Origin of the sequence: Achromobacter spanius (assembly GCF_002966795.1) — a bacterium.
In the GTDB taxonomy this organism is placed as follows: Bacteria; Pseudomonadota; Gammaproteobacteria; order Burkholderiales; family Burkholderiaceae_B; genus Achromobacter; species Achromobacter spanius_D.
The window spans coordinates 6,212,485-6,238,888 of the sequence record NZ_CP023270.1 but is presented as its reverse complement, the minus strand read 5'-3'; the positions used below and the strand labels follow the sequence as shown (position 1 = coordinate 6,238,888).

The following is a 26,404-nucleotide window of genomic DNA, read 5'->3' as shown; positions in this document are numbered from 1 at the left end:
TCAGCCTTATCGGTGTAACGAGCCGAGGGTATTGAAAAGGAACACAGTAAATGTCCACTCAAGGTTTCCTGAAGCCGCGCTCCATTGAAGTCGAACCGGTCGGCACGCACCATGCCAAGATCGTGATGGAGCCGTTCGAGCGTGGCTACGGTCACACGCTGGGCAACGCCCTGCGCCGCATCCTGCTGTCTTCGATGACCGGCTACGCGCCGACCGAAGTCCAGATGACGGGCGTGGTGCACGAATACTCGACCATCCCGGGCGTTCGCGAAGATGTCGTCGACATCCTGCTGAACCTGAAGGGCGTGGTCTTCAAGCTGCACAACCGCGACGAAGTGACGCTGGTTCTGCGCAAGTCCGGCGCCGGCACGGTGCTGGCCAGCGACATCGAGCTGCCGCACGACGTCGAGATCATCAACCCCGGCCATGCCATCTGCAACCTGACGGAAGCAGGCAAGCTGGAAATGCAGATCAAGGTCGAAAAGGGCCGCGGCTACGTGCCGGGCAACGTGCGCGCGCTGTCGGAAGACCGCACCCACACCATCGGCCGCATCGTTCTGGACGCGTCGTTCAGCCCGGTCCGCCGCGTGAGCTACGCCGTTGAAAGCGCCCGCGTTGAACAACGCACCGACCTGGACAAGCTGGTCCTGGACATCGAAACCAACGGCGTGATCTCGCCCGAGGAAGCGGTGCGTCAGTCGGCCCGCATCCTGATGGACCAGATCTCGGTCTTCGCCGCCCTGGAAGGCGCTGGCGATTCGTACGAAGCCCCGGTCCGCGGCACGCCGCAGATCGACCCCGTGCTGCTGCGTCCGGTCGACGACCTGGAGCTGACGGTGCGTTCGGCCAACTGCCTGAAGGCCGAAAACATCTACTACATCGGCGACCTGATCCAGCGTACCGAAAACGAGCTGCTCAAGACCCCGAACCTGGGTCGCAAGTCGCTCAACGAGATCAAGGAAGTGCTGGCTGCACGTGGCCTGACCCTCGGCATGAAGCTCGAGAACTGGCCGCCCCTGGGCCTGGAGCGTCCGTAAGTCTTGGTAGGGTGCCGCCCCTGAAAAGGGGCGTCTCCCGCAGCGCCCGGCCTCACCGCCGGGCGGTTTGCGAAATCGTCGTAAAATGCCCCGTTTTCTACCGGACCGCAGCCCGATTGCAGGCTGATAGAAGAGCCGGCAACCCGATGGCGGAAACGCCTTCTTTAGATTCAAAGGAAACTTATCATGCGTCACGGTAATGGCTTGCGTAAGCTCAACCGCACCAGCAGTCACCGTCTTGCCATGTTCCGCAACATGGCTGTTTCGTTGATCACCCACGAAGCAATCAAGACCACGCTGCCGAAGGCGAAAGAATTGCGCCGCGTCATCGAACCCCTGATCACGCTGGGCAAGGAGCCCACGCTCGCGAACAAGCGTCTGGCTTTCGCCCGTCTGCGCGATCGCGATGCGGTTGTGAAGCTGTTTGCCGAAATCGGCCCGCGCTACGCGGCCCGTAACGGCGGCTACACCCGCGTGCTGAAGATGGGCTTCCGTCAAGGCGACAACGCTCCCATGGCTTTCATGGAACTGGTTGACCGTCCGGAAGTCGATGAAGCCGCTGAAGACAGCGCCGAGTAATTTCGGCAGCTAGATAAGCGACAAGGGCGGGTCTTCGGACCCGCCCTTGTTTTTTTTTGGCGCCGCCGATCAGGCGTTGTCCTCATCCCCGCGCTCACCCCCACCTTCGCGCCCGCCGCGCAATTGCCCCCGCAGCTCGGCGGCTGTGGCGGCCAGCGCCTCTTGGGGCGGCTGGGGCGGCATCCGGAACGTCAGGTCCTGCTCCGCGATGTACTGCGTGGACGTCACATCCTGTGGGTGGTGCATCGGAATGACATGGGCATGCGCGTGCGCGACGTGGATGCCCGTGAAGGCAAAACCCACGCGTTCGACGCCGTACAGGCGTTTCATCTGACGGCCGAGGCGCTGGCCCAGGTTGACGATACTGGCGGCCAGGTCTGCCGGCATGTCTTCGTAATAGGGATAGTGCTGCTTGGGAATGATGAGCGTGTGCCCGGGGCGCACGGGCTGGATGTCGAGGAAGGCCAGCAGGCGGTCGTCTTCGTGGACGACGTGCGCGGGAATCTCGTGACGGGCGATGCGGCAGAACAGGCAGTTGTCGGACATGCTTGCCTCGGCGTGTGAGAGGGCGGCGCGGCGGCCTGGCGCGCGACGGTTCCGGGAAGGTGGCCGCAATACCGATAAAATACCTTGAGTTACATCCCACGCGGGTATCCCAAGGAGGTTCCATGTTGCGCGATGACGACGTCGTGCTGGTCATCAGCAATGCGCCGGACCTGTTGCTGGCCAAGCGCATTGCGCACGTGCTCGTGGAGGACGGACTGGCCGCGTGCGTGAACCTCGGCGCGCCCGGGTTGTCCATCTACCTGTGGAACGGCGAGGTCGAAGGGGCGGAGGAAATCCCCATTCAGATCAAGACGACCTACGCGCGGCATGCCGCCGTCGTGCAGGCGTTGTCGGAACTTCATCCCTACGACGTTCCCGAGATCATCGTGCTGCCGGTCATCGCCGGCGCGGCGCCATACCTGGACTGGGTGCGCGAGCAGACGGCCATTACGCAGAACAAGAGAAACTGATGTTGCAACTTGCCGGTACGGTCGGTGCGCGCGGGCGCGCCGAGAGCGCGACCTCCGCCTTTTTCAGGCGCTGCCTGCTGCTGCTGGCGATGGCTTTCCTGCTGTTCGGATGGCAGGCTGCCGCGCGCGCGGACGCCGAGTTCCTGGAGCCCGAAAAGGCTTTCGTGTTCAGCGCCAACATGGCGTCCGCGGACACGCTGGAGCTCCATTACAAGGTAGCGCCCGGCTACTACATGTACCGCGAGCGCTTCGCGATTGCCATTAGCCCCGCCGACGCCACCACGCTGGGCGAGGCCGTTTATCCCAAGGGCGAAGTCAAATACGACCCGACCTTTGAAAAGGACATGGAGGTCTTCCATAAGGACGTGACGATCCGCGTTCCGGTGGGCGCCGGCGGACAACCTTTCACGCTGACGCTGACGGGCCAGGGCTGTGCGGATGCCGGACTTTGCTATCCGCCGATGGACAGCACCGTGAAGCTCACGCCCGTGGCCGGCGGATACGCCGTGGCGGGCACGGGACTGGGCGGGGCGTTGGCGCCGCAAGCGGCTTCGGGCGGCCTGTCCGCCCTGGTCAACGCCGGGGACACGGGGCTGGCCGACGCGCTGGGCGGTCTGGGATGGATCAAGACGGCGGGCGTGTTTCTGGTGCTGGGCTTGTTGCTGGCCTTTACGCCGTGCGTACTGCCCATGATCCCCATTCTGTCGTCCATTGTGCTGGGCGGCGCGCAGCAGGAGCGGCCGAGCCGCGGACGCGGATTGGCGCTGGCTGCCACTTACGTGCTGGGCATGTCGGTGGTGTACACCGCGCTGGGCGTGGCCGCCGGCCTGAGCGGCGCGGGGCTCGCGGCCTGGCTCCAGACGCCGTGGATCCTGACCCTCTTCGCCATCTTGCTGGCCGTGCTGGCGTTGGCCATGTTCGACGTATTCACGTTCCAGATGCCGTCGGGCATTCAGGCCATGCTGTCCGACCGCTCGTCGCGCGTGCCGGGCGGACGTTACACCGGCGCGCTGGTCATGGGCGCCTTGTCGGCGTTGATTGTCGGCCCGTGCGTGGCCGCGCCGCTGGCCGGCGCGTTACTGTACATCTCGCAGACCGGGGACGTGGTTCTGGGCGGATCGGCGCTCTTTGCGATGGCGTGGGGAATGGGCGTGCCGCTGTTGATCGTGGGCGCGTCGTCGTCCGCCTTGCTGCCCAAGGCCGGGCCCTGGATGGACGGCGTGAAGCGCTTGTTCGGCATGCTGCTGCTGGCGACTGCGTGGTGGATGCTGATTCCGGTCGTGCCCACTTGGGTTCAGATGACCGGATGGGCGTTTCTGGCCGTCGTGTCGGCCGTGATGCTGCGCGCCTTTGACGCCTTGCCGCCCGGCGCGGGCGCCGGGCGCATGTTCGGCAAGGGCCTGGGCCTGTTGCTCGCCCTGGCGGCCGCGGCGTGGCTCGTGGGGGCCGCCAGCGGCGGACGTGACGTGCTGCAGCCGCTGTCGCACCTGGCCGCGCGCGGCGATGCGCCGGCTGCCGGCGCCGCGGGCGAGGTGCATTTCACCCGCGTGCGCAGCAACGCCGAGCTGGACACGCTGCTGGCGCAAAGCACCCGTCCGGTCATGCTGGATTTCTACGCGGACTGGTGCGTGTCGTGCCGCGAGATGGAGCGCTTCACCTTCACGGACCCGGGTGTCGCGCAACGCATGGCGGGCATGGTGCTGGTGCAGGCGGATGTGACCGCGAACAATGCCGACGACCGTGCGCTGCTCAAGCGCTTCCGTCTGTTCGGCCCGCCCGGCATCATGTTCTTCGAGCCCGGCGGCAAGGAAATCGCGGATGCGCGCGTCGTGGGCTTTCAGGACGCGAAGCGCTTTACGGAATCGCTGGACCGCGTGCTCGTGCGTTGAGGGGCGCGCGCGGAAGGGCTGGCGCCAACGTCTGATGCGCGCAACGCGGCAATGCTTGCGTTGAATCAAGAAAAGCGGCGATATACCATGATCGCTTCGCTGCCCGCGCGGCGCATCCAACTCCCTCCAGGCCGGCGCCGTGACGTCCACCACCGTTGATGCAAGTCAGGACCGGAACGGTCTGATTTATCTTCAATTGATGTTCGTCATGGCCACCTGGGGCTTGAACATCGTCTCCATCAAGTATCTGACGCAGCACATGGACATCCAGGCGCTGGCTGCCGTTCGGATCGTCATTGCGTTCATCACCGTCACCCTCATCATGAAGGCGCGCGGCAGCCGCATCCCGAAGCTGGGCGGCGCGCAGTTGGGCTGGGTGGCGCTTGCCGGGTTTCTGGTGGTGTATGCGCACCAGGTGGCGCTGGTGTCGGGCCTGCGGGTTTCCTCGGCGGCCAACGGCACGCTGATCATGGCGACCAGCCCGTTGCTGTCCGCCTTCCTGGCCGCCATCTTCTATCGCGAAAAGCTGACGGCCACCCGCATTGCCGGTGCGCTGCTCGGCCTGTTGGGCGTGGGCATGGTGGTGGCGGGCAGCGGCGCGCAGCTCGGGCTGACCGGCTGGGGCGATGCGGTGGTGTTCGTGGCCGTGCTGGTCTTCGTGTTTGGCGGCCTTGTCATCCAGCGGATGTCGCGGATGATGGATCCGCTGGGCATGCTCTGGTACATGTACCTGGCCGGCGGCGTGATGCTGGTGGGACATGCCGCGCTGACGCCATCCTCGTACCACGCGGATACGTGGCAGATGACGTGGTGGCCCTGGGCCGTGCTGATGTTTTCGGCGGTGGTCGCATCCGGTGTCAGCAACATCGTCTGGAACGCGGGCATCGCGCGGCTGGGGATCAGCCGCGCCGCGCTGTTCGTGAACTGGCTGCCGATCTTCGGGTTGCTGTTCGCGGCCCTGTTCCTGGACGAGCACGTCACGCTGACGCATGTCGTCGGCCTGAGCTGCGTGCTTGGCGGGACGTGGCTGGGCCTGCGCCGAGCCCGCCGCAATTAACGCTGGTTTTTCAGCAGCTTTGCCGCTTCGATGGCGAAGTACGTCAGGATGCCGTCGGCGCCGGCGCGCTTGAAGGCCAGCAGCGCTTCCATCATGACCTTGTCGTGGTCGAGCCAGCCATTGGCGGCGGCGGCCTTGATCATGGCGTATTCGCCGCTGACCTGGTAGGCGAAGGTCGGCACGCGGAACGTGTCCTTGACCCGGCGCAGCACGTCCAGGTAAGGCATGCCCGGTTTGACCATGACCATGTCGGCGCCCTCCTGCAGGTCGCCGGCCACCTCACGCAGCGCCTCGTCGATGTTGCCCGGATCCATCTGGTAGGCCATCTTGTTGGACTTGCCCAGATTGGTGGCCGAGCCCACGGCGTCGCGGAAGGGGCCGTAGAACGCGCTGGCGTACTTGGCCGAATACGCCATGATGCGCGTGTGGATGTGGCCGTTGGCCTCGAGCGCGCGGCGCACCGCGCCGATGCGGCCGTCCATCATGTCGCTGGGGGCGACCATGTCGACGCCGGCTTCGGCCTGCGTGAGCGCCTGCCTGACCAGGATCTCGACAGTGGGTTCGTTGATCACGTAGCCGTCGGCGTCGATGACGCCGTCCTGGCCATGGCTGGTGTACGGGTCCAGCGCCACATCACAGAGCACGCCCAGTTCCGGGAAGCGCGACTTCAGCTCGCGGACCACGCGCGGGATCAGGCCGTCGGGATTGGTGGCCTCGATGCCGTCCGGCGTCTTGAGCGACGGGTCGATGGCGGGAAAGAGCGACAGCACCGGGATGCCCAGCGACACGCATTCCTCAGCTACCGGCAGCAGCGTGTCCAGCGAATAGCGGACCACGCCGGGCAGGGAAGCAACAGCTTGCCGCAGGCCCGTGCCTTCGGCCACGAAAACCGGGTAGATCAGGTCATTGACCGTCAGGGCGTTCTCGCGCACCAGACGGCGCGTGAAGTCGTCGCGACGCAGGCGGCGGGGACGGGAAACCGGAAACTCAGGGGTGATGATCTGCGGGTTCATGGTACGACCTTGGGGGAAATCCAATTTTCGATGTGAGCGCCGGCTTCTTCGAGGCCGATGCGCTCGGGCGCCGAGAAGGGAATCGTGTGCAGCGCGCCGATGTCGGCCAGGTCCTTGCGGACCGAGAAGACGGTGCGCATGCGCTGGCCGTACGGCAGCTTGTCGGCCTTGGTCAGCAGCGCCAGCACGGGGCGGCCGGTGGGCGCAATGAAGTTCGCCAGGCGCCGGTCCAGCTCGGTCACGCCGCGGCGGATGTCGATGAGCAGCACGATGCCGACCAGCGATTCACGGTCGCGCAGGTAGCCGCCCAGGATGTCCGCCCACTTTTCCTTTTCGTTGCGGGCCACGGACGCATAGCCGTAGCCGGGCAGGTCGACCAGATAGCCGATGTGGGCTTCAGGGTCCAGCGGGTCAGGCAGGCCGAACATGTTGATCAACCGCGTGCGGCCCGGCGTCTTGCTGGAGAACGCAAGACGGCGCTGGTTGCACAGCACGTTGATGGACGTGGACTTGCCGGCATTGGAGCGGCCGACGAAGCAGACCTCGGGAGCGCCGGCGGGCGGCAACTGGTCGAGGCGAGCCGCGGAAGTGAGGAAGGAGGCGCGATGTAGGAGGGACACGGATGGCTTTCGATACGGTTGGTTTCGAGCCCTATTGTATAATCCGGCGTTTGCTACAGTGGTCCCCGTGCGCGGAGCCGTCTTTTTTGCTTACTGTTTAGCTGCCATCCAGCCAATAAAAGCCCTTTCCGGGCAGTGCTGACGCAGCCTCGCAGCAAGATCGCAAGCAGGACAAGCAAAACAGGTTCGTTACGGTTTTACTGCGAGTGCGGGCAGGCGTGGGCGCCTTTTTGCGCCTTGATCGATGTGATCGTCGAGGTCTTCATGAAGCGTGTGCTGTCCCGGATGTTGGTTGCGAGCGGGCTGTTGCTCGGCGCCTCCGCCCTCTCTGCTACGAGTTTCGCCGCCAATGGCGCCGCGGGCCCGGCCAAACCAGATGCCGCCAAGGGCGGTCAGCTGTTTGACCAAGGCGACGCGGCCCGCGGCATCATTGCCTGTGCCTCCTGTCACGGCGCGGCGGGTAACAGCACCATTCCGGTGAACCCGAACCTGGCCGCGCAGCCGCACGAATACCTGGCCAAGCAGCTTGCCGACTTCAAGATCAAGGAAGGCGCCAAGACTCCGGTGCGCAATGGTCCTGACGGCAATCCCAGCGCCATGACCGCCATGGTGCAGAACCTGACCCCGGCCGACATGCAGAACGTCGCGCTGTATCTGGCGACGCAGCCGCTCAAAGAGCCCGCCACGGCAGGCCATGAGAACTTGGTTGAGCTAGGTCAAAAGATCTGGCGTGGCGGTTTGCCTGACCGCAACGTGCCCGCTTGCGCGGCATGCCATTCTGCCAATGGCGCCGGGATTCCCGGCCAGTACCCCCGTCTGTCGGGCCAGTTCCCCGTGTACATCGAAGAGCAACTGAAGCTTTTCCGTAGCGGCGACCGCAAGAACGACGTCATGCACGCCATCGCGGACCGCATGTCGGACGCCGACATCAAGGCGGTGTCGGATTACGCGGCCGGCCTTCGGTAAACGATTGGCCGCAACGTGCGCGGCCGGTCCGCGTTGATGCAACTTGAGCGCGACGGAACCTCGTTCCGTCACGCACTGTCTATGAGGGGGGTAGCCGATAGCGCGGCCCCCCTTTTTTCATGAATTCGACTCGAACCCACTCCCGCCCCTCTTTGCGCAGCCTGCCAGGCGATCTCTTTGAACTTCTGGGTTCGATGCGTTTTGCCGTCAGCCTGCTGATGTTCATCTGCGTGGCCAGCCTGGTGGGGACGGTGCTGCAGCAGAACCGCTCGTCCAACAACTACATCGACCAGTTCGGCCCGTTCTGGTTCGAGGTGTTCGACAAGTTCTCCATCTGGCACGTCTACAACAGCTGGTGGTTCCTGCTGATCATGGGCTTTCTGGTCGTGTCGACCTCGGTGTGCCTGATCCGCAATGCGCCCAAGATGCTGCGCGACGCGCGTTCGTTCCGCGAGCATGTGCGCGAAGGCAGCCTGCGCGCGTTTCCGCATCGCGTTGAAACCACCGAGCCCACCGGTGTGCAGCAGACCGTCACCGGCCTGAAGGCGCTGCTCGGCCGCATGGGGTATGCGGTGCGCGTGCGCGAGGACCAGGACGGCGTCCTGCTGGCGGCCAAGAAGGGCAGCGCGAACCGCCTGGGGTATGTGTTCGCCCACGCGGCCATGGTCATCATCTGTATTGGCGGCCTGCTCGACAGCGAACTGCCGGTGCGCCTGCAGGTCATGTTTGGCGGCAAGCAGCCGATCGTCGACAACATGCTGATTTCCGAGGTGCCGGAGAGCGGGCGCCTGTCGGTCAACAACCCGAGCTTTCGCGCGAGCGTGCTCGTGCCTGAGGGCGGCCAGGCCACCACGGCGGTCGTGATGGTGGGCGATGGCGCGCTGGTGCAGCCGATGCCCTTCACGCTCAAGCTCAAGAAGTTTGTCGTCGACTACTACTCCACCGGCATGCCCAGCCGCTTCGCCAGCGAAGTCGAGGTCACCGACCCTGACACCGGCAAGACCTTCGATTCGACCATCGAGGTGAACGAGCCGCTGCGCTTCAAGGGCATGACGGTCTATCAGTCGAGCTTTGACGACGGCGGCAGCACGGTCGCGTTGAAGGGCTACCCGCTGGTGGGCGCCAACGACGCCACCTTTTCGGTCGACGGCACGGTCGGCAAGACCAGCGAACTCACCGCGCAGACGGCCAAGGGCCCGCGCAGCATGGGCATCGAGATCACGGCCATGCGTCCCATCAACGTTGAGGACCTGACCCGCGGCGATCCCAAGGGCGCCAACCAGAGCTTTGCGGAACACGTGGCGTCGGTCGCCGGCAGTGCAGCCGGCAAGAAGAACGAGAACCTGCGCAACGTCGGTCCTAGCGTCGAGTACAAGCTGATCGACGATGCGGGCCAGGCGCACGAATTCCAGAACTACATGCTGCCCGTCGAGCTGGACGGCGCGGCCGTGTTTCTGGCCGGCGTGCGCAACAACGCGGCCGAGCCGTTCCGCTATCTGCGTATTCCGGCGGACGACGACAGCACCATTGCCGAATTCATGCGCCTGCGCGCCACCTTGGCCGACCCGGCCGCGCGCAAGGAAGCCGCCCGCCGCTTTGCCGAGCGCAACAGCCCGTCGGGCGCCGACCGTCAGCCGCTGGAGACCGCGGCCGAGCGTGCGCTGGACACCTTTGCCTCCGGCGGCTTGCAGGCCGTTGCGGCTTTCCTGCAAGCCAACACGCCGGCCCCGGATCTGGAGCGCGCGGCCGACGTCGTGATTCGCCTGATCGGCGCCAGCATGAATGAATTGCGCGCCATCGCGCGCGAACGCGCCGGTCAGCCGCCCGTGCCCGTCGAAGGCCAGGAGGGCGAACGCGCGGCAGTGTGGTCGCGTCTGGCGGTGGCGGCGCTGTCCGACCTGACGGTCTATCCCGCGCCGGTGTTCCTGTCGCTGGCCGACTTCAACCACGTGCAGGCCAGCGTGTTCCAGGTCAGCCGCACGCCCGGCAAGAACACCGTCTACCTGGGCAGCCTGCTGCTGGTGCTGGGCGTGTTCTCCATGTTCTACATCCGCGATCGTCGTGTCTGGATCTGGGTCAAGCCGCAAGGCGGCGGCAGCAGCGTCCTGGCGGCCATGACGTCACAGAAGCGTACACTTGACTTCAATCAAGAGTTCGAACGCTTCAAGCAGGCGCTGCTGCGCCAGAAAAAAGGGTCCTAAGGTTATTTATGTCCACGACGACCACCACGCAACCCCCGTCGCCTGAATCGCTCTGGCAGGATGCCTTGTCCGAAACCGGCGACAACCGCGCACAACGCGGCAAGCCTGACTGGACCGACATCGTCTTCTTTTTGCTGCTTGCGGTGGGGGCGGGATTCGCGCTGACCCGCTACGGGCACGCGATGGACTATTACGAGAAGATCATCCTGTGCGGCACGGTGCCCGCGGTGGCCTGGCTGGGCTGGCTGTGGCGGCCGCTGCGCCGGCTGATGATCGCCTGTGCGATCTCGTCGGGCCTGGCGCTGATGCTGTATGGCACCGATCTCGCCCGCGCCGAGCAGGTGTTCTTCCTGAAGTACCTGTTTTCCTCGCAGTCCGCCATCCTGTGGATGAGCGCGCTGTTTGCGCTGTCGATGGTCTGTTACTGGATTGGCCTCTTCAGCCCGACGGCCGCCTGGCTCGGCACGGCGCTGAATTGGGGCGCGGTGTTTGCCGGCGTCACGGGTCTGCTCGTGCGCTGGCGCGAGGGCCATCTGATGGGCCCGGACCTGGGTCATATCCCGGTCAGCAACCTGTACGAAGTCTTCGTGCTGTTTTGCCTCATCACGGCGCTGTTCTACCTGTACTACGAACGCAAGTACGCCACGCGCGCGCTGGGCGGCTTCGTGATGATGGTGGTGACGTCGGCCGTCGTGTTCCTGCTCTGGTACTCGTTCACGCGCGACGCGGGACAGATCCAGCCGCTGGTGCCCGCGCTCAAGAGCTGGTGGATGAAACTGCACGTGCCCGCCAACTTCATTGGCTACGGCACGTTCTCGCTGGCGGCGATGGTGGGCTTTGCGTACCTGGTCAAGCAGCACGGCCAGACCACGTCGTGGGCGAAGCTGGCGCCGCTGTTCATTCTGGGCGTGCTGCTGTGCGCCGAGCCCATGGTGTTCCGCACCGACGGCCTGTCGGCCACGTGGATGCTGTACTTCGGCGTGGGTGCGGTGATCGTGGGCGCCATTCTTCTGGGCCGCCGCCGCATCGCGGAAGCGCTACCGTCGCTGGAAGTGCTGGACGACATCATGTATCGCGCCATCGCGATCGGATTCGCCTTCTTCACGGTGGCCACCATCCTGGGCGCCCTGTGGGCGGCCGATGCGTGGGGTGCGTACTGGCAGTGGGATCCCAAGGAAACCTGGGCGCTGATCGTGTGGCTGAACTACGCGGCCTGGCTGCACATGCGCCTAATCAAGGGCCTGCGCGGCGCGATGGCGGCCTATTGGGCGCTGATGGGTCTGTTGATCACAGGCTTCGCGTTCCTGGGCGTGAACATGTTCCTGTCGGGACTGCACTCGTACGGCCAGCTCTAAGCGCGCAAGTATCCCCGCAGACGAACGAAGGCCCCTGCATGCAGGGGCCTTTGTCTTTTGCGCGACGCCGGTTCAGGGAAGCAGCGATTCGCCGCGTAGCTGGTCAGCCAGGGTTTCGCGCTGGCGCACGACATAGAATTTATCGCCGTCGACCATGACCTCGGCCGGGCGGCCGCGCGAGTTGTAGTTGCTGGCCATGGTCATGCCGTAGGCGCCGGCCGATTCCACCGCAAGCACGTCGCCTTGGCGGATCGTAAGCAAACGCTGCTTCGCGAGCCAGTCGGCGCTTTCGCAGACGGGGCCGACGATATCGTATTCGGCGGCGTCGCCGGCGCGGGGGTGCAGCGGCTGCACGCCATGGAATGCATCGTAAAGCGCCGGACGCAGCAGGTCGTTCATGGCCGCGTCGACGATGGCGAAATTGCGGGCTTCGGCGTGCTTGATGTATTGGACGGTGGTGAGCAGCACGCCGGCATTGCCGACGAGCGAGCGTCCCGGTTCCAGCACCAGTTGCAGATGACCCTGCCCGCGCGCGTTCAACCGTTCAAACACGCGGTCCAGCAGCGCGCGTGGTGAAGGCGGCGTCTCGTCCATATAGCGGATGCCCAGTCCGCCGCCGAGATCCAGGTGTTCGATATGGATGCCCGCCTGTTCCAGACCCTCGATCAGGTCCAGCAGCTTTTCGAGCGCATCGAAGTAGGGGCTGATGTCGGTGAGCTGCGAGCCGATGTGGCAGTCCACGCCGACGATCCGAAGACCGGGCAGCGACTGCGCGGTGCGGTAGGCCTCGAGTGCGTCGCCGATGGCGATGCCGAACTTGTTTTCCTTCAGTCCGGTCGAGATGTACGGGTGCGTGCGGGCGTCGACGTCCGGGTTCACGCGCAGCGATACGGGGGCGCGCAGGCCCAGGTGCGCGGCAACGTCGGACAGGCGGTGTAGTTCATCAACGGATTCGACGTTGAAGCACTTTACGCCGGCGCGCAGGGCATCGCGCATTTCCCAGGCCTGCTTGCCCACGCCCGAAAATACGATCCGGGAAGCGTCGGCGCCCGCGGCGAGGGCACGATGGAGTTCACCGCCCGACACGATGTCAAAGCCGGCGCCGAGCCGCGCGAATTCGCCGAGCACCGCCAGGTTGGAGTTGGCCTTCATGCCGTAGCAGACGAGCACCGGACGTTGCCCGATGGCGCTGCAATAGGATTGCCAGGCGGCTTTCAGGGCCGCGCGGGAGTAGACGTAAAGTGGCGTTCCCAACCGTTCGGCCAGATGGTCAAGCGGCACATCTTCGGCGTACAACACATTATTGCGGTACTGGAAGTAGGGATGGCCGGCCAACTCTGGCGGGGTCGGGAACGGAGGCGTCATGGCAGGGCCGGGGCGGGAGGGATCTGCGCCGGCGGCGGGTTCTGCTGCGTGCGGGCCGGCGCCTTGCTGCCTTCAGGGGGCGGCGGCATGTAGAGCGGCCCCTTGTACCCGCAGGCCGTCACCATGCCGGCCGCCATGAGCGTGGCTACAATGCGAAGAGCCATGCGGCTATATGCCAATTGGAACACTGGGAACTCCGTAATTCTTGCAGGCTCGATTATGACCGAAACCGAATTTCTTGCGTTGATCGACCAGGTGCTGGACAGCATCGAAAGCCAGGCCGATGACTGGGCGGCTTCGCTCGACGTCGATGTCGAAACCAGCCGTAGCGGCAATGTGCTGACCCTGGTTTTCGAGGACAACACCCACGTCGTGGTGAACAGCCAGGCCGTCATGCAGGAGCTGTGGGTCGCCGCGCGCAGCGGCGGATTCCACTACCGCTTTGATGGCCAGCACTGGAACGATACCCGGGGCGGGCCGCAGTTGCCGGACGCCCTGTCCCAGATCTGCTCCGCTGCCGCCGGCGTCCCCGTGACGATCCGGCTGTAAAAAAAGGCCGGCCCACTGGGCCGGCCTTTTTGCATCAGAAGGGAATCTTCTGCGACCAGGGCGTGGCGGTCTGCGTACCGACGCCCGGCGCGACCTTGATCCGGGTTTCCTCGCTGGAACCGCTGCCGAGGCCATTGAGGAATTCACCCAACGTGTCGGCCTCGGGGAGTCCAAGGCGGGCCACGGCCTGTCCCGGCGGGAATTCAGAGAAGTAGAACTCGCCGTTTTCCACCAGCAGGCCGTCCGGACGGGGACGCGGCTTTTCTTCCGGCACGCCCTTCAGCACGCTCTGCATGTAGTCCACCCAGATCGGCATGGCGACGCCGCCGCCGGTCTCGCGCGAACCCAGCGACTTGGGCTGGTCAAAGCCCAGCCAGGCGGTCGCGGCCAGCGTCGGCGTATAGCCCGAGAACCAGGCGTCCACGGATTCGTTGGTCGTACCCGTCTTGCCGGCGATGTCGCCGCGCTTGAGCAGAGCCCGGGCGCGCGCGGCGGTGCCGTACGTGGTGACGCCGCGCAGGATGTCGTCCATGACCCAGGCCGTGCGCGGGTCGATGGCGCGAGCCGCCGCATCGCCAGCGACAACCGGCTTGGACTGCATGATGACCTTGCCGTTGCTGTCGGTGACGCGGTCGATCAGGTAAGGCGTGACGCGGTAGCCGCCGTTGGCGAACACCGAGAAGGCGCCTGCCAGCTGCAGCGGCGTGACGGAGCCGGCGCCCAGCGCCAGGGGCAGCACGGCGGGCTGGCGCGCCTTGTCAAAGCCGAAGCGGGTCAGGTAGTCCTGCGCGTACTGCGGGCCGATGGCCTGCAGAATGCGGATCGACACCATGTTCTTGGACTTGTACAGGCCTTGGCGCAGCGTGAGCATGGGCTCGTACTGGTTGCCGTAGTTCTTGGGATTCCAGGCCTTGGAGCCGGTTTGCGCGGCGGTCAGTTCAAACGGCTGGTCCGAGATCTGCGTGCCCGGCGTCAGTCCGCGTTCCAGCGAGGCGGCGTAGATGAAGGGCTTGATGTTGGAGCCCGGCTGGCGCCAGGCCTGCGTCACGCGGTTGAAATTGCCACGGTAGAAATCGAAGCCGCCGACCATGGCGCGGATGGCGCCGTCCTGCGGCGACAGCGCCACGAAGGCCGCCTGCACCGACGGCAGGTTGATGATTTCCCAGTTGTCGCCGAACTTGCGGATGTAGACCACGGAGCCGCGCTTGATGCGCTGCTCGGGTTTGGCCTTGTCGTTCAGTGCGCGGGCGACCACGCCCAGCACCTTCTTGTCCGTCACGGTGATGACTTCGCGCGAGCTGCGCGCCAGCTTCACTTCGGTGGGGCTGGCCGACAGCACCACCGCGGTCAGCAGGTCGCCGCTGTCCGGGAATTTGTCGAACACGCCGTCCAGGAACTCGTCGAGCGCGGCGGGATTGTTCTCGGTGCCCGCAGGCAGATCCAGCTGTTCTTCCGGGCCGGGGTAGGGCGCGCGGCGCGTGTATTCCAGCACGCCTTCGCGCACGGCGCGGTAGGCGGCTTCCTGGTCCTTGGACTGCACGGTCGTGTAGATGTTGATGCCGCGCGAATACACGTTGTCCTGGTACACGTTGTAGAGCAGCTGGCGCGCCAGCTCGGCCACGTATTCGCCATGGATGGAATAGCCGCCGGCCGGGGTGCCTTCGGCGGACTTCATGACGATGGGCTGCGCCATCGCCTGCTTGTATTCCGGTTCGGTCAGGTAGCCCAGCGAGTGCATGCGGCCCAGCACGTAGCGCTGGCGCAGTTCGGCGCGGGGGCGGTTGGCGATGGGGTTGAAGCGCGACGGGGCCTTGGGAATGCCGGCCAGCATGGCGGCTTCGGCCGGCGTGACTTCCGACAGGGGCTTGCCGAAATACGTGCGCGAGGCGGCCGCGAAGCCGTAGGCGCGGTGGCCCAGGTAGATCTGGTTCATGTAGAGCTCAAGGATCTGGTCCTTGGTGAGCTCCGATTCGATCTTGAAGGTCAGCAGCAGTTCGTAGAACTTGCGCGAATAGGTCTTTTCGGACGACAGGTAGAAGTTGCGCGCGACCTGCATCGTGATCGTGCTGGCGCCCTGCGTCTTGGACATGCTGATCAGGTTGGTCAGGCCGGCCCGCACCACGCCCATCCAGTCGATGCCGCCGTGCTGGTAGAAGCGGTCGTCTTCGGCCGCCAGTACCGCGGATTTCATGACGTCCGGGATTTCGTTGAAGCGCAGCACGTTGCGGCGTTCTTCGCCGAACTCGCCGATCAGGACGCGGTCTGCCGTGTACACGCGCAGCGGCACCCGCGGCCGATAGTCCGTCATGGCGTTCAAGTCGGGCAGATTGGGCCACGCGAGCGCCAGCGCCATCCCCGCGAGCAGGACGCCGCACAGGAACAGGCCGGCGAAAAAGATGCCGGTTTTAACGAAGAACCGCAGTATCGGGGAGCCGCTGCTGACGGGCTTGTCTTTTTTGGAGGAATTCTGGGGCTTGCTCATCGCGGCGATTTTACGGGTATCTCCGGGCCCACCTCATGGCGGGGGATCGGTTTCTGTAACAAAATAGTTCAGTGTGGTGCACGGGCAACTGGCGGCAAATGTGATAATGCCGCCATGAACTTTGCCGCTAACTCATGTCCGGAGGCAGCCCCGGACCCGGAGCGCTCCGACGCAGCGCCTGAAAGCCAGCCCTGCGCCGTCGAGTGCACGGGCAAGACCGTGTCGTTGCCGCACGACCTGCCGGTATTCTTGGTCGGAATGATGGGCGCGGGCAAGACAACCATAGGCCGTAGCCTGGCGCGGGCGCTGGGGCGCGACTTTATGGATCTGGATCATGAGCTCGAGGCGCGTTGCGGCGTGCGGGTGCCGGTAATCTTCGAAATCGAGGGCGAAGCCGGTTTTCGTCGCCGAGAGTCCGCCGCATTGGAAGAGTGTACCCAACGGCGCAACATAATTCTTGCCACGGGCGGCGGCGCCATCCTGGCCGCCGAGAACCGGCAACTGTTGCACGAGCGCGGCATTGTCGTCTATCTGCGAGCCAGCGTGGACGAATTGTTCCGCCGGACCTGCCGTGACCGCAACCGGCCCCTGCTGGCCACCGCCGACCCCCGCGGCACGCTGCGCGACCTGATGACCCGGCGCGAGCCCCTCTACAAGGAAGTCGCCGACCTGGTGGTGGAAACGGGGTCGATGCCCATCCACACCCTGGTCAAGGCGCTGCTGCCGCAATTACAAGCATTCGAGAAGCGCATATGAACGTTGTTGACGTCGAAACCCCGGGCGGAAGCTATCCGATCCACATCGGACCGGGCCGCCTGGACTCCCTGGATCAATGCATTCCCGCGGACGCCACCGCCATTGCCGTGGTCACCAATCCGACCGTGGCGGCCCTGTACGCCGAGCGCGCCGAAGCCGCGCTTGCCCGCACGGGCAAGCGGGTGCTGCGCATCGAGCTGCCCGACGGCGAGGCCTACAAGGACTGGCAGTCGCTCAACCTGATCTTTGACGCGCTGCTGGGCAACCGCCTGGACCGGCGCTGCGTCCTGGTGGCGCTGGGCGGCGGCGTCATCGGCGACATGACGGGTTTTGCGGCGGCCGTGTACATGCGCGGCGTGCGCTTCCTGCAGGTGCCCACGACGCTGCTGGCGCAGGTCGACTCGTCGGTGGGCGGCAAGACCGCCGTGAACCACCCGCTGGGCAAGAACATGATCGGCGCCTTCTACCAGCCGATCGCGGTCGAGATCGACACCGATGTGCTGGGCACCCTGCCGGCGCGCGAGGTGTCGGCGGGCCTGGCCGAGGTCATCAAGTACGGCCTCATCCTGGATCCGGAATTCTGGCGCTGGTGCGAGGACAATGCGCAAAAGCTGCGCGCTCTGGACGCCGACGCCGTCACGTATGCCATCCGCCGGTCGTGCGAGCTCAAGGCGCAGGTGGTGGGCAAGGACGAGCGCGAATCCGGGCTGCGCGCCATCCTGAACCTGGGCCACACGTTTGGCCACGCCATTGAATCGGGCCTGGGCTACGGCGCCTGGCTGCACGGCGAGGCCGTCGGCTGCGGCATGGTCCAGGCCGCCGAACTGTCGGCCGACGTGGCGGGCTTTGATCGCGCCGATGTCGAGCGCGTGCGCGCGCTGGTGCAAGCCATTGGCTGCCCGGTCGTGGCGCCCGATCTGGGCGCGGACCGCTGGCTGGACCTGATGCAGGTCGACAAGAAGACCGAAGGCGGCTCGATCCGCTACGTGCTCATGACACGCATCGGCGAGGCCATGATGCGGCCAGCCCCCGACGATGTGGTGCGCGCCGTGCTGGCCCGAACCACCCAGTAAACGCAGTCAAGGACGGTGTTGCAGATGAATGAACTGGCTTCCTATGCTTCTCACCCGTCCCGATCGCGCGGCCGGACGCACGTTGAACCGCCGCCCGAGAACCGCACGGAATTCCAGCGCGACCGCGATCGCATCGTCCATTCCAGCGCCTTCCGGCGGCTGGAATACAAGACGCAGGTATTCGTCAATCACGAAGGCGACCTGTTCCGCACGCGCCTGACGCACAGCCTGGAAGTCGCGCAGATCGCCCGCACGCTGGCGCGCAGCATGGGGCTGTCCGAAGACCTGACCGAAGCCATTTCGCTGGCGCACGACCTGGGCCACACGCCGTTTGGCCACGCCGGCCAGGACGAACTGAACGCCTGCATGCGCGAGCTGGCGCCGGAGGCGGGCGGCTTTGAACACAATCTGCAAAGCCTGCGCGTGGTCGATGAACTTGAAGAGCGCTATGCCGACTTCAACGGCCTGAACCTGTGCTTTGAAACGCGCGAGGGCATTCTCAAGCATTGCTCGGTGGCCCATGCGCGCATGCTGGGAGATGTCGGTGAGCGTTTCCTGAACCGCACGCAACCGTCGCTGGAGGCGCAGCTTGCCAACCTGGCCGACGAGATCGCGTACAACAACCACGACGTTGACGACGGGTTGCGCTCGGGGCTGATCACGCTGGATCAATTGAAGGAAGTGTCGATATTCGAGCGCCACCATGCGTACGTGCTGGACCGCTATCCCGGCCTCGCGCCGCGGCGCGCGGTGGCCGAAACGATACGCCGGGTGATCAACACGCTGATCGTCGACCTGACCCGCACGTCGCTGGCGCGCATCCGCGATGCGGCGCCGGCCAGCGCGGACGACGTGCGCCGCTCGCCGCCGCTGGCGGGGTTTTCCGAAGAGATCCGCCGCGAAGCCGACACGCTGAAGAAATTTCTGTTCGACAACCTGTACCGGCACTACCGCGTGCTGCGCATGACGCGCAAGGCGCGCCGCATTGTGCGCGACCTGTTCGCGGCGTTCCTGGATGACCCGCGCCTCTTGCCGCCCGATTACCGCCGCGCGCAGTTCAACGAACAAGCGCGCGCGATTGCCGACTACATCGCCGGCATGACCGACCGCTACGCCATCCGCGAACACAAGCGGCTGTTCGACATGGCGTAGCCTGAGCCGGCCCGCGGGCGGCGCGCTGTCAGCGATGCTTGCGGTAGGGCTCGTCGGCCTCGACGAAGGTCGCTTCGGCCAGCGCGTCCCGGGTCCATTCCTGCATCGCGGGCAGCGCCAGCACGGCGTCCATGTAGTCGCGCACCGGTCCTGCCGCGGCGATGTTGTAGGTCTTGAAGCGCGAGACCACCGGCGCGAAGAACGCGTCCGCAATCGAGAACCCGCCAAACAGGAACGGGCCGCCCTGACCGAACTGTGCGCGCGTTTCCTGCCAGATGGCCTGCACGCGCGCGACATCGGCGCGTGCCGATTCGGGGAAGTCGATGCCTGGCAAATCCGCTTCGACATTCATCGGCATTGCCTGGCGCAGCGCGCCGAAACCGCTGTGCATTTGCGCGGCCAGCGATCGCGCCCGCGCGCGGCCCTTGGCATCCTTGGGCCACAACGCGGCCTCGGGGTGACGGTCGGCGGCGTACTCGCAGATCGCCAGCGAATCCCACACGGCGAAATCGCCGTCCAGCAGCACGGGCACCAGGCCGGCGGGCGATACGGCGGCGACGCGTCGTGAAAACTCCTCGGTGAACAGGCCGATCTTTTGCTCCGTGAACGCGATGCCCGTCGCCCGCAGCGCGATCCACGGACGCATGGACCAGGACGAGTAGTTCTTGTTGCCGATGATCAGGGTGTACATGCTGGCTTTCCCGTTGGTAGGAGGGGGATCAGTCGCCCGGCTTGCGCCGCAAAAGTTTGCCCAGATACTGGCCTGTATGGCTGGCCTCGGTTGCCGCCACGACTTCCGGCGTGCCTTGCGCCACGACCCGGCCGCCGCCGTCACCGCCTTCAGGACCCATGTCGACAAGCCAGTCCGCCGTCTTGATGACGTCCAGGTTGTGCTCGATGATGAGCACCGTGTTGCCGGCGTCCACCAACTGATTGAGCACCTGGAGCAGCAGCTCGATGTCGCGGAAATGCAGGCCCGTCGTCGGCTCGTCCAGGATGTAAAGCGTTCGGCCCGTACTGCGGCGCGACAGCTCTTGCGAGAGCTTCACGCGCTGCGCCTCGCCGCCGGACAGCGTGGTCGCGCTTTGGCCCAGGCGGATGTACGACAGGCCCACGTCGATCAGCGTATGCAGCTTGCGCGAGATGGCGGGCACCGACTCGAAGTATTCGAGCGCCTGTTCGACGGTCAGGTCCAGCACCTCGCTGATGTTGCGGCCGCGATAGCGGATCTCGAGCGTTTCGCGGTTGTAGCGCTTGCCGTGGCAGACGTCGCAGGGCACGTACATGTCGGGCAGAAAGTGCATCTCGACCTTGACCACGCCGTCGCCCTGGCAGGCTTCGCAGCGGCCGCCCTTCACGTTGAAGCTGAATCGCCCGGGGTCATAGCCGCGCGTGCGCGCCTCAGGCACGCCGGCGAAGAGTTCGCGGATGGGCGTGAAGAGTCCCGTGTACGTGGCGGGATTGCTGCGCGGGGTGCGCCCGATGGGGCTTTGGTCCACGCTGATGATCTTGTCGAAGTTCTCCAGCCCCTGCATCGACACGTAGGGGGCGGGCTCGCTCTGCGCGTGATGCAGTTGGCGCGACACGGCCACCGCCAGCGTGTCGTTGATGAGCGTGGACTTGCCAGAACCGGACACGCCGGTCACGCAGACGAGGCGGCCGGCGGGCACGTGCAGGTCGACGTTCTTGAGGTTGTTTCCGGTGGCGCCGGTAAGCGTCAGCCACGGCAGCTCGTCGTCGACGGGGCGGCGCTTCGGGATGGCGATGGCGCGCGCGCCGCTCAGGTACTGGCCGGTCAGCGAATTGGGATCGCGCTGCACGGTCTCGGGGTCACCTTGGGCCACGACCTCGCCGCCGTGTTCGCCTGCGCCGGGACCCATATCGACCACCCAGTCGGCCATGCGGATCATGTCTTCGTCGTGTTCGACGACGATCACGCTGTTGCCGAGATCGCGCAGGTGCTGCAGCGTGCCGATCAAGCGGTCGTTGTCGCGCTGGTGCAGACCGATGGAAGGCTCGTCCAGCACGTACATCACGCCCGTCAGGCCCGAGCCAATCTGGCTGGCCAGGCGGATGCGCTGCGCCTCGCCGCCGGATATCGTGTCCGCGCTGCGGTCCAGCGACAGGTAGTTCAGGCCGACGTTGTTCAGGAAGCTCAGCCGGGCCTCGATCTCGCGCACGATGCGCTGCGCGATTTCCTGCTTGGCGCCCGTCAGGTTCAGGTTGCGGAACCAGTCCAGGCAGCCGGACAGCGGCATGGCCTCGACTTCGTAGATGGCCTGGCCGTGGCGTTCGCCGCCGCGCGGGTCATGGCCGATCAGCACGTTGCGCGCCTCGGGGCGCAGGCGCGACCCGGCGCAGTCGGGGCAGGTCTTGATATTGCGGTACTTGCCCAGTTCCTCGCGCACCGTCGCCGAGTCCGTTTCGCGCCAGCGGCGCTCCAGGTTCGGGATGACGCCCTCGAAGGTGTGGCGCTTGACGGTGCTGCGGCCTTTTTCGTTCAGGTAGAGGAACGAGATCTCTTCTTCGCCGGACCCGTAAAGGACCTTGTCGCGCAACGTTTCGGGCAAGTCCTCGAAGGGCGCCTCGATGTCGAATTCGTAGTGGGCGGCCAGGCTGGTCAGCAGCGAATGCGTGAAGGCATTGCGGCGGTCCCAGCCGCGGATCGCGCCGGCGGCCAGACTCAGCTCCGGAAAGGCGACGACCCGCTTGGGGTCAAAGAAGCCGACCTGCCCGATGCCGTCGCAACTGGGGCAGGCGCCCATGGGGTTGTTGAAGCTGAACAGGCGCGGCTCGAGCTCGGGCAGGCTGTGGCTGCACACCGGGCAGGCGTAGCGGCTGGAGAAGACCTGTTCGCGCTCGCTGTCCATGTCCAGCGCCAGGGCGCGGCCTTCGGCAAGCTGCAGCGCGGTTTCGAAGCTTTCGGCCAGGCGCTGCTTGCTCTCGGGCTTGATGCGCAGGCGGTCGATGACGACGTCGATATCGTGCTTCTCGGTCTTTTTCAGCGGCGCCATGCCGTCGATTTCCACCAGTTGGCCGTCGACGCGCAGACGCACGTAGCCCTGCGCCTGCAGGCTGGCGCATTCGTCCTCGAAGCTGCCTTTCTTGCCGCGCGCAATGGGCGCCAGCACCGCCAGCCGCGTCTCGGGCGTCCAGCCCAGCACCGCGTCCACCATCTGGCTGACGCTCTGGGCCTGCAGCGGCAGGCCGTGGTCGGGGCAATAGGGCGTGCCGACCCGCGCGTAGAGCAGGCGCAGGTAGTCGTGGATTTCGGTGATGGTGCCGACCGTGGAGCGGGGATTGTGTCCCGCGGCCTTCTGCTCGATCGAGATGGCCGGCGACAGGCCCTCGATGAGATCCACATCCGGCTTGTCCATCAGTTGCAGGAACTGGCGGGCGTAGGCCGACAGGCTTTCCACGTAGCGCCGCTGGCCTTCCGCGTACAGCGTGTCGAATGCCAGCGAGGATTTGCCGGACCCGGACAGGCCGGTGACGACCACCAGCTTGTGGCGCGGCAGGTCCAGCGAGACGTTCTTGAGATTGTGGGTGCGGGCACCCCGAATGCGTATGGTCACGTCGGTATGGGTAACGTCCAGTTGCGTCGTCGATGGCGCCTTTGATCCCGCGCACCCTTTGGGCGCATTTCAGCGGTTTCAAAGGCCAACTTGGTACTATAGCGCGCCGAATCCTCTCGCGTTCAAGGCCGTTCATCGGGTTGGACAGGCCAGAGGCCGGCGCCGCACCGCAAGAATCAGACCGTGAGCGTATGACATGCAAACATGCGCGCAGCCCTAGTCATCGTTGAACTTTCCGCATGCCGGCAGACAAAAAACTGAAATTGACCCCTTCCGAGCGCCGCGCGAGCGTGGCCCTGGCCGGCCTGTTTGCCGCGCGGATGCTGGGCCTGTTCCTGTTGCTGCCCGTCTTCGCCGTTGCCGCAAGCGGCATGCCGGGCGGCGATGATCCCGTCCGCGTGGGCCTCGCGCTGGGCATGTACGGTCTGACCCAGGCGTTCATGCAGATTCCGTTCGGTCTGGCGTCCGACCGCTGGGGGCGCCGTCCGGTGGTGCTGTTCGGGCTGCTTCTGTTTGTCGCCGGCAGCATCGTCTGTGCGCAGGCGACGGACGTTTTCTGGATCACGATCGGCCGGGCCATCCAGGGCGCCGGCGCCATTTCCGCCGCTGTCACCGCCTGGCTGGCCGACGCCACCCGCGACGAGGTGCGCACGCGTGCCATGGCGATGGTGGGTGCATCGATCGGGCTGTCCTTTGCCGTGTCACTGGTGCTTTCGCCGGTGCTGGTGGGCTGGTGGGGGCTGTCGGGTCTGTTCTGGACCATTGCCTGCCTGGGCGTCGTCTGTCTGGCCGTCGCGCGCTGGGTGGTGCCTGTCGTGCCCCGCACGCAGGCTCGCACGATGCAGGCGGCCAAGCCGCGCGAGGTGCTGACTCATCGCGACCTGCTGCGCCTGAATTTCGGCGTTTTCGTGCTGCATCTGATTCAGGTGTCGTTGTTTGTCGTGGTGCCGGCGCTGCTGGCCAAGGTCGGCGGGCTGGACGCGCGCGACCTGTGGAAGGTCTACCTGCCGGTCATCCTGGTGTCGTTCGTCCTGATGGTGCCGGTGGTGTTCGTCGCCGAAAAACGCCGGGCGCACCGCGGCGCGCTGCGCGCGTCGATCGCCGGCCTGGTGCTGGTGTGCGCACTGTTGCCGGCCGCCAGCCATGGCTTTTACACGCTGGCCATCGCGCTGACCGGATTCTTCGTCGCCTTCAACGTGCTGGAAGCCCTGCAGCCCTCGCTGGTGTCGCGCGTGGCGCCGCAGGCCTACAAGGGATTGGCGCTGGGCTTCTACAACACCGCGCAGGCCGCGGGCCTCTTCGCGGGGGGCGCCCTGGGCGGCTGGCTGGCGTCGCAGTCCGGCGCCAGCGCGGTGTTCATCGCCGCGGCAGTCCTGTCGGCGGTGTGGCTGGCGGTCACCTGGGCGCTGCGGCCCCTGGCCTGATGGCTGCGGGCTTTCCCGCAGGCTTTGGAAAGTCGCGGATCTGGCCCCGAACGGCGTCCAACAGCGCCGAAATGGTTTGTCAGCAGTGTTCGAACTGTCACTGATCCCGTTTGGCGCGGCGGGCGCTTTTCGTCGATAATACCCATCAACACAGGCTTCACCTGGGCATCGCCGGCATCGTTTTGATGACCGGCGAGTTTCATGAAGCCGGTCTTCAACATCGCTTTTTTATGTTGTTGCCGGCGCGCTTGCGGCAACGCAAGGCGCAGGCTGTCAACAACAGAGGGACATCCGCATGGCATCGGTTAACAAAGTCATACTCGTGGGCAATCTGGGTCGCGACCCGGAAGTCCGCTACAGCCCCGACGGGGCGGCAATCTGCAACATGTCGATCGCCACCACCTCGTCCTGGAAGGACAAGGCCAGCGGCGAAAAGCGCGAAGAAACCGAATGGCACCGCGTCGTCATGTACAACCGGTTGGCTGAAATCGCCGGCGAATACCTGAAGAAGGGCCGCTCGGTCTACATCGAAGGCCGCCTCAAGACCCGCAAGTGGCAAGACAAGGACACGGGCGCCGACCGCTTCAGCACCGAGGTCGTCGCTGACCAGATGCAGATGCTGGGCGGCCGCGAAGACGGCGGCGGCGGCGGTGGTGGCAACTACGGTGGCGGCGGCTACGACGACGCGCCGCGCCAGCAGCGCGCCGCGCCGGCCCAACGCCCGGCGCCCCAGCAGCGCCCGGCCCCCGCAGCGGCCCCGGCCAGCAGCGGCGCCAACCTGGCGGACATGGACGACGATATTCCGTTCTGAGCGAATTTCAATTCGGCCAAAAAAAGGCGGACCTTCGGGTCCGCTTTTTTTTTGCGTCTCGTCTGACGATAGGCATACATTGAAATGTGCCTTCCGCATGCCGGGTATCAACGGTTCTTTTGCAACTGTGGGATTTCAACCGCATTGCGATTATGTTATGCCGAGCTGTCTCGATGATATCCAGGGAGTTTTGGCAATGCCAAAAGCCCGCATTAGATGGCGGGAATAATCACGTCCAACGACACCTTACAAAACGCTGTTTTGCACGTGAACCTACCGAAAATACTCCGGCAAGTTGCGCAATGCTTCGACGGTATTGGTAACAATGTGAATTCAATATTCTGGGCATCCCGTTTGTTTTAAGCATCCAAGGGTTTACCATGTGTCCGGATCAGCGGCACTGCTTGCCCACCGCATGACTCTCTGATAGCCTTTTCGACGGTCAACCGAATGTTCTGAAATAATGGTCCGCTACCGGACCGGAATGCTGCGGAAAGGGAACATCGATAGTGGGCGACAATATCTTGATGAACGCCGCAGCTCGGGAAAACGACGCTGACGCATTCGCAATGCCGCTTGGCAATAATCAAACGGACAATTTCTGGGGGCGGTTATTCTGCAATTGGAAAACACTGGCATTCGCTGCGGTGTTTGGAGCCGTTTGCGGGGTTGCAGCGTATTATGTCGTGCCAAAAAAATGGCCGGCAACGCTTATCGTCCGCGTGGGCGATGTCAAGGCAGGACATGAGCTAAGACGCGAAATGCAGGAGCAGCTGTCGCTGACTGCGGAATGGATGACGAGCCGGGAATTCGTTGACGCGGTGATGTCTGCGGCGAGTGCTGCGCCGGCTGCCACGGCCGGAGGCGACTCGCGCGACGCCAAGCTTTTTCGTGAGACGCTGACCGCGAAGGCAATTGCCGGCACCCAATTGCTTAGAGTGGATTACCTGGGATATTCGCACCACCAGCTGCAAGTCTATGCGGATGCTATTGGAAAAGAGGTGCGTGCGTCTCATGACAAGGTAATGGACGCGCGTCTGGAAGCGCTGACAGACTTAAGGAATAAATACGATGGCGAGATCGCGGCGGAGGAAAGAAAATATCACAGCCTGCGCCGAGAGTACAACGACGTTGTTCGGGGAACGCCGGACAATTTGCTTTGGCTTGCTCCGCAGTTAAGAGCGGAGATCTCCCAGAGTGAAGTGGTGATGGGTATTTTGAGTCGGGCCGAAGACGAGCTGGATGGACGTATTGATTTGGCGGGGCATTATTCGGCGGATGTCACTCAGGCTGAAATCCTGGTGCAGCCGGTATCTCCAAGACTGAAAAATCTGCTGCCTCCTGCAGTATTGCTGGGGATTTTGTGCGGCTTCCTCCTTTTGGTTATTCGAGGCAAGACGAGGTTCGTTCTTTTGAAATAGCGCCTGACGCCTGGTGCGGCGCCCGCAGCCTGCTCGAAGGCTTTGGGTTCGTGGCAATGAAGA

At 64.9% G+C, this 26,404-nt stretch carries 23 protein-coding genes; 15 read left to right on the top strand and 8 right to left on the bottom strand.

What is annotated here, in order from left to right; all coding sequences use genetic code 11:
- Window positions 1-50 precede the first annotated feature (50 nt).
- Entirely contained in the window at window positions 51-1,037 is a 987-nt protein-coding gene (locus CLM73_RS28315) for a DNA-directed RNA polymerase subunit alpha (protein ID WP_008169002.1), read from the top strand.
- A gap of 186 nt (window positions 1,038-1,223) precedes the next feature.
- Window positions 1,224-1,616 carry a 50S ribosomal protein L17 gene (rplQ, locus tag CLM73_RS28310; protein ID WP_006389635.1) on the top strand — a complete coding sequence of 131 codons (393 nt, stop codon included), beginning with the start codon at window positions 1,224-1,226 and terminating at the stop codon, window positions 1,614-1,616.
- A gap of 69 nt (window positions 1,617-1,685) precedes the next feature.
- Here rplQ and CLM73_RS28305 read toward each other — a convergent pair whose 3' ends face one another.
- Window positions 1,686-2,162: an HIT family protein gene (locus CLM73_RS28305; protein ID WP_105241249.1), complete on the bottom strand. Its 477-nt coding sequence runs from the start codon at window positions 2,160-2,162 to the stop codon at window positions 1,686-1,688.
- A 122-nt stretch (window positions 2,163-2,284) separates the two neighbouring features.
- Here CLM73_RS28305 and cutA point away from each other — a divergent pair, with 122 nt between their 5' ends.
- The 3 genes from cutA (at window position 2,285) to CLM73_RS28290 (ending at window position 5,578) form a co-directional block, all read left to right on the top strand.
- Window positions 2,285-2,632, top strand: a complete 348-nt coding sequence (cutA, locus tag CLM73_RS28300; protein ID WP_056571044.1) for a divalent-cation tolerance protein CutA — start codon at window positions 2,285-2,287, stop codon at window positions 2,630-2,632.
- Window positions 2,632-4,521 (top strand): protein-disulfide reductase DsbD, encoded by a 1,890-nt coding sequence (dsbD, locus tag CLM73_RS28295; RefSeq protein WP_105241248.1) that lies wholly within the window; start codon window positions 2,632-2,634, stop codon window positions 4,519-4,521. Before cutA ends, dsbD begins: the two co-directional genes overlap by 1 nt.
- 199 nt (window positions 4,522-4,720) lie before the next feature.
- A complete protein-coding gene (locus CLM73_RS28290; RefSeq protein WP_105241247.1) occupies window positions 4,721-5,578 on the top strand; it encodes a DMT family transporter in 858 nt (285 codons plus the stop codon).
- Here CLM73_RS28290 and hemB read toward each other — a convergent pair.
- Window positions 5,575-6,591, bottom strand: a complete 1,017-nt coding sequence (gene hemB / locus CLM73_RS28285; RefSeq protein ID WP_056571050.1) for a porphobilinogen synthase — start codon at window positions 6,589-6,591, stop codon at window positions 5,575-5,577. The two genes, CLM73_RS28290 and hemB, sit on opposite strands and share 4 nt — an antisense overlap.
- On the bottom strand, window positions 6,588-7,211 hold the full coding sequence (yihA, locus tag CLM73_RS28280; protein WP_056571052.1) for a ribosome biogenesis GTP-binding protein YihA/YsxC: 624 nt from the start codon (window positions 7,209-7,211) through the stop codon (window positions 6,588-6,590). Before yihA ends, hemB begins: the two co-directional genes overlap by 4 nt.
- Before the next feature lie 264 nt (window positions 7,212-7,475).
- On the opposite strand from yihA, the gene CLM73_RS28275 reads away from it, so the two are divergent.
- The 3 genes from CLM73_RS28275 to ccsB all read left to right on the top strand — a co-directional run bounded on the left by CLM73_RS28275 (window position 7,476) and on the right by ccsB (window position 11,733).
- A complete protein-coding gene (locus tag CLM73_RS28275) occupies window positions 7,476-8,177 on the top strand; it encodes a c-type cytochrome (protein WP_105241762.1) in 702 nt (233 codons plus the stop codon).
- A 119-nt stretch (window positions 8,178-8,296) separates the two neighbouring features.
- Complete coding sequence (locus CLM73_RS28270) at window positions 8,297-10,378, top strand: cytochrome c biogenesis protein ResB (protein ID WP_199778217.1); 2,082 nt, start codon at window positions 8,297-8,299, stop codon at window positions 10,376-10,378.
- A gap of 8 nt (window positions 10,379-10,386) precedes the next feature.
- A complete protein-coding gene (gene ccsB, locus CLM73_RS28265; RefSeq protein ID WP_105241246.1) occupies window positions 10,387-11,733 on the top strand; it encodes a c-type cytochrome biogenesis protein CcsB in 1,347 nt (448 codons plus the stop codon).
- A gap of 72 nt (window positions 11,734-11,805) precedes the next feature.
- On the opposite strand, the gene lysA is transcribed toward ccsB, so the two are convergent.
- A complete protein-coding gene (gene lysA, locus CLM73_RS28260; RefSeq protein ID WP_105241245.1) occupies window positions 11,806-13,098 on the bottom strand; it encodes a diaminopimelate decarboxylase in 1,293 nt (430 codons plus the stop codon).
- Complete coding sequence (gene lptM, locus CLM73_RS28255; protein ID WP_234015770.1) at window positions 13,095-13,262, bottom strand: LPS translocon maturation chaperone LptM; 168 nt, start codon at window positions 13,260-13,262, stop codon at window positions 13,095-13,097. The genes lysA and lptM overlap by 4 nt, the downstream gene beginning before the upstream one ends.
- Window positions 13,263-13,317: 55 nt before the next feature.
- Here lptM and cyaY point away from each other — a divergent pair, with 55 nt between their 5' ends.
- Window positions 13,318-13,647 (top strand): iron donor protein CyaY, encoded by a 330-nt coding sequence (cyaY, locus tag CLM73_RS28250; RefSeq protein ID WP_056571060.1) that lies wholly within the window; start codon window positions 13,318-13,320, stop codon window positions 13,645-13,647.
- A 34-nt stretch (window positions 13,648-13,681) separates the two neighbouring features.
- Here the strand turns inward: cyaY and CLM73_RS28245 are convergent, their stop codons facing one another.
- Window positions 13,682-16,129, bottom strand: a complete 2,448-nt coding sequence (locus tag CLM73_RS28245; protein ID WP_105241243.1) for a penicillin-binding protein 1A — start codon at window positions 16,127-16,129, stop codon at window positions 13,682-13,684.
- Between the two features lie 114 nt (window positions 16,130-16,243).
- On the opposite strand from CLM73_RS28245, the gene CLM73_RS28240 reads away from it, so the two are divergent.
- From CLM73_RS28240 to CLM73_RS28230, 3 genes are read left to right on the top strand one after another with little or no spacing between them, the layout of a single operon-like run.
- Window positions 16,244-16,885, top strand: a complete 642-nt coding sequence (locus CLM73_RS28240) for a shikimate kinase (RefSeq protein WP_056571064.1) — start codon at window positions 16,244-16,246, stop codon at window positions 16,883-16,885.
- Window positions 16,882-17,958 carry a 3-dehydroquinate synthase gene (gene aroB, locus CLM73_RS28235; RefSeq protein WP_105241242.1) on the top strand — a complete coding sequence of 359 codons (1,077 nt, stop codon included), beginning with the start codon at window positions 16,882-16,884 and terminating at the stop codon, window positions 17,956-17,958. The genes CLM73_RS28240 and aroB overlap by 4 nt, the downstream gene beginning before the upstream one ends.
- Window positions 17,959-17,982: 24 nt before the next feature.
- Window positions 17,983-19,110, top strand: coding sequence for a deoxyguanosinetriphosphate triphosphohydrolase (locus tag CLM73_RS28230; protein ID WP_105241241.1), 1,128 nt, complete (start codon window positions 17,983-17,985; stop codon window positions 19,108-19,110).
- 28 nt (window positions 19,111-19,138) lie between these two features.
- Here CLM73_RS28230 and CLM73_RS28225 read toward each other — a convergent pair whose 3' ends face one another.
- A complete protein-coding gene (locus CLM73_RS28225) occupies window positions 19,139-19,801 on the bottom strand; it encodes a glutathione S-transferase family protein (protein WP_105241240.1) in 663 nt (220 codons plus the stop codon).
- Window positions 19,802-19,829: 28 nt separating this feature from the next.
- The gene (uvrA, locus tag CLM73_RS28220; RefSeq protein WP_105241239.1) at window positions 19,830-22,685 is read right to left on the bottom strand and encodes an excinuclease ABC subunit UvrA; all 2,856 of its coding nucleotides are present in this window, start codon (window positions 22,683-22,685) and stop codon (window positions 19,830-19,832) included.
- A 239-nt stretch (window positions 22,686-22,924) separates the two neighbouring features.
- Here uvrA and CLM73_RS28215 point away from each other — a divergent pair, with 239 nt between their 5' ends.
- From CLM73_RS28215 to CLM73_RS28205, 3 genes are all read left to right on the top strand, one after another.
- Window positions 22,925-24,109, top strand: coding sequence for an MFS transporter (locus CLM73_RS28215; RefSeq protein ID WP_105241238.1), 1,185 nt, complete (start codon window positions 22,925-22,927; stop codon window positions 24,107-24,109).
- Between the two features lie 295 nt (window positions 24,110-24,404).
- Window positions 24,405-24,920, top strand: coding sequence for a single-stranded DNA-binding protein (ssb, locus tag CLM73_RS28210; RefSeq protein ID WP_056571078.1), 516 nt, complete (start codon window positions 24,405-24,407; stop codon window positions 24,918-24,920).
- Window positions 24,921-25,429: 509 nt separating this feature from the next.
- The gene (locus tag CLM73_RS28205; RefSeq protein WP_158685950.1) at window positions 25,430-26,341 is read left to right on the top strand and encodes a hypothetical protein; all 912 of its coding nucleotides are present in this window, start codon (window positions 25,430-25,432) and stop codon (window positions 26,339-26,341) included.
- Window positions 26,342-26,404 lie beyond the last annotated feature (63 nt).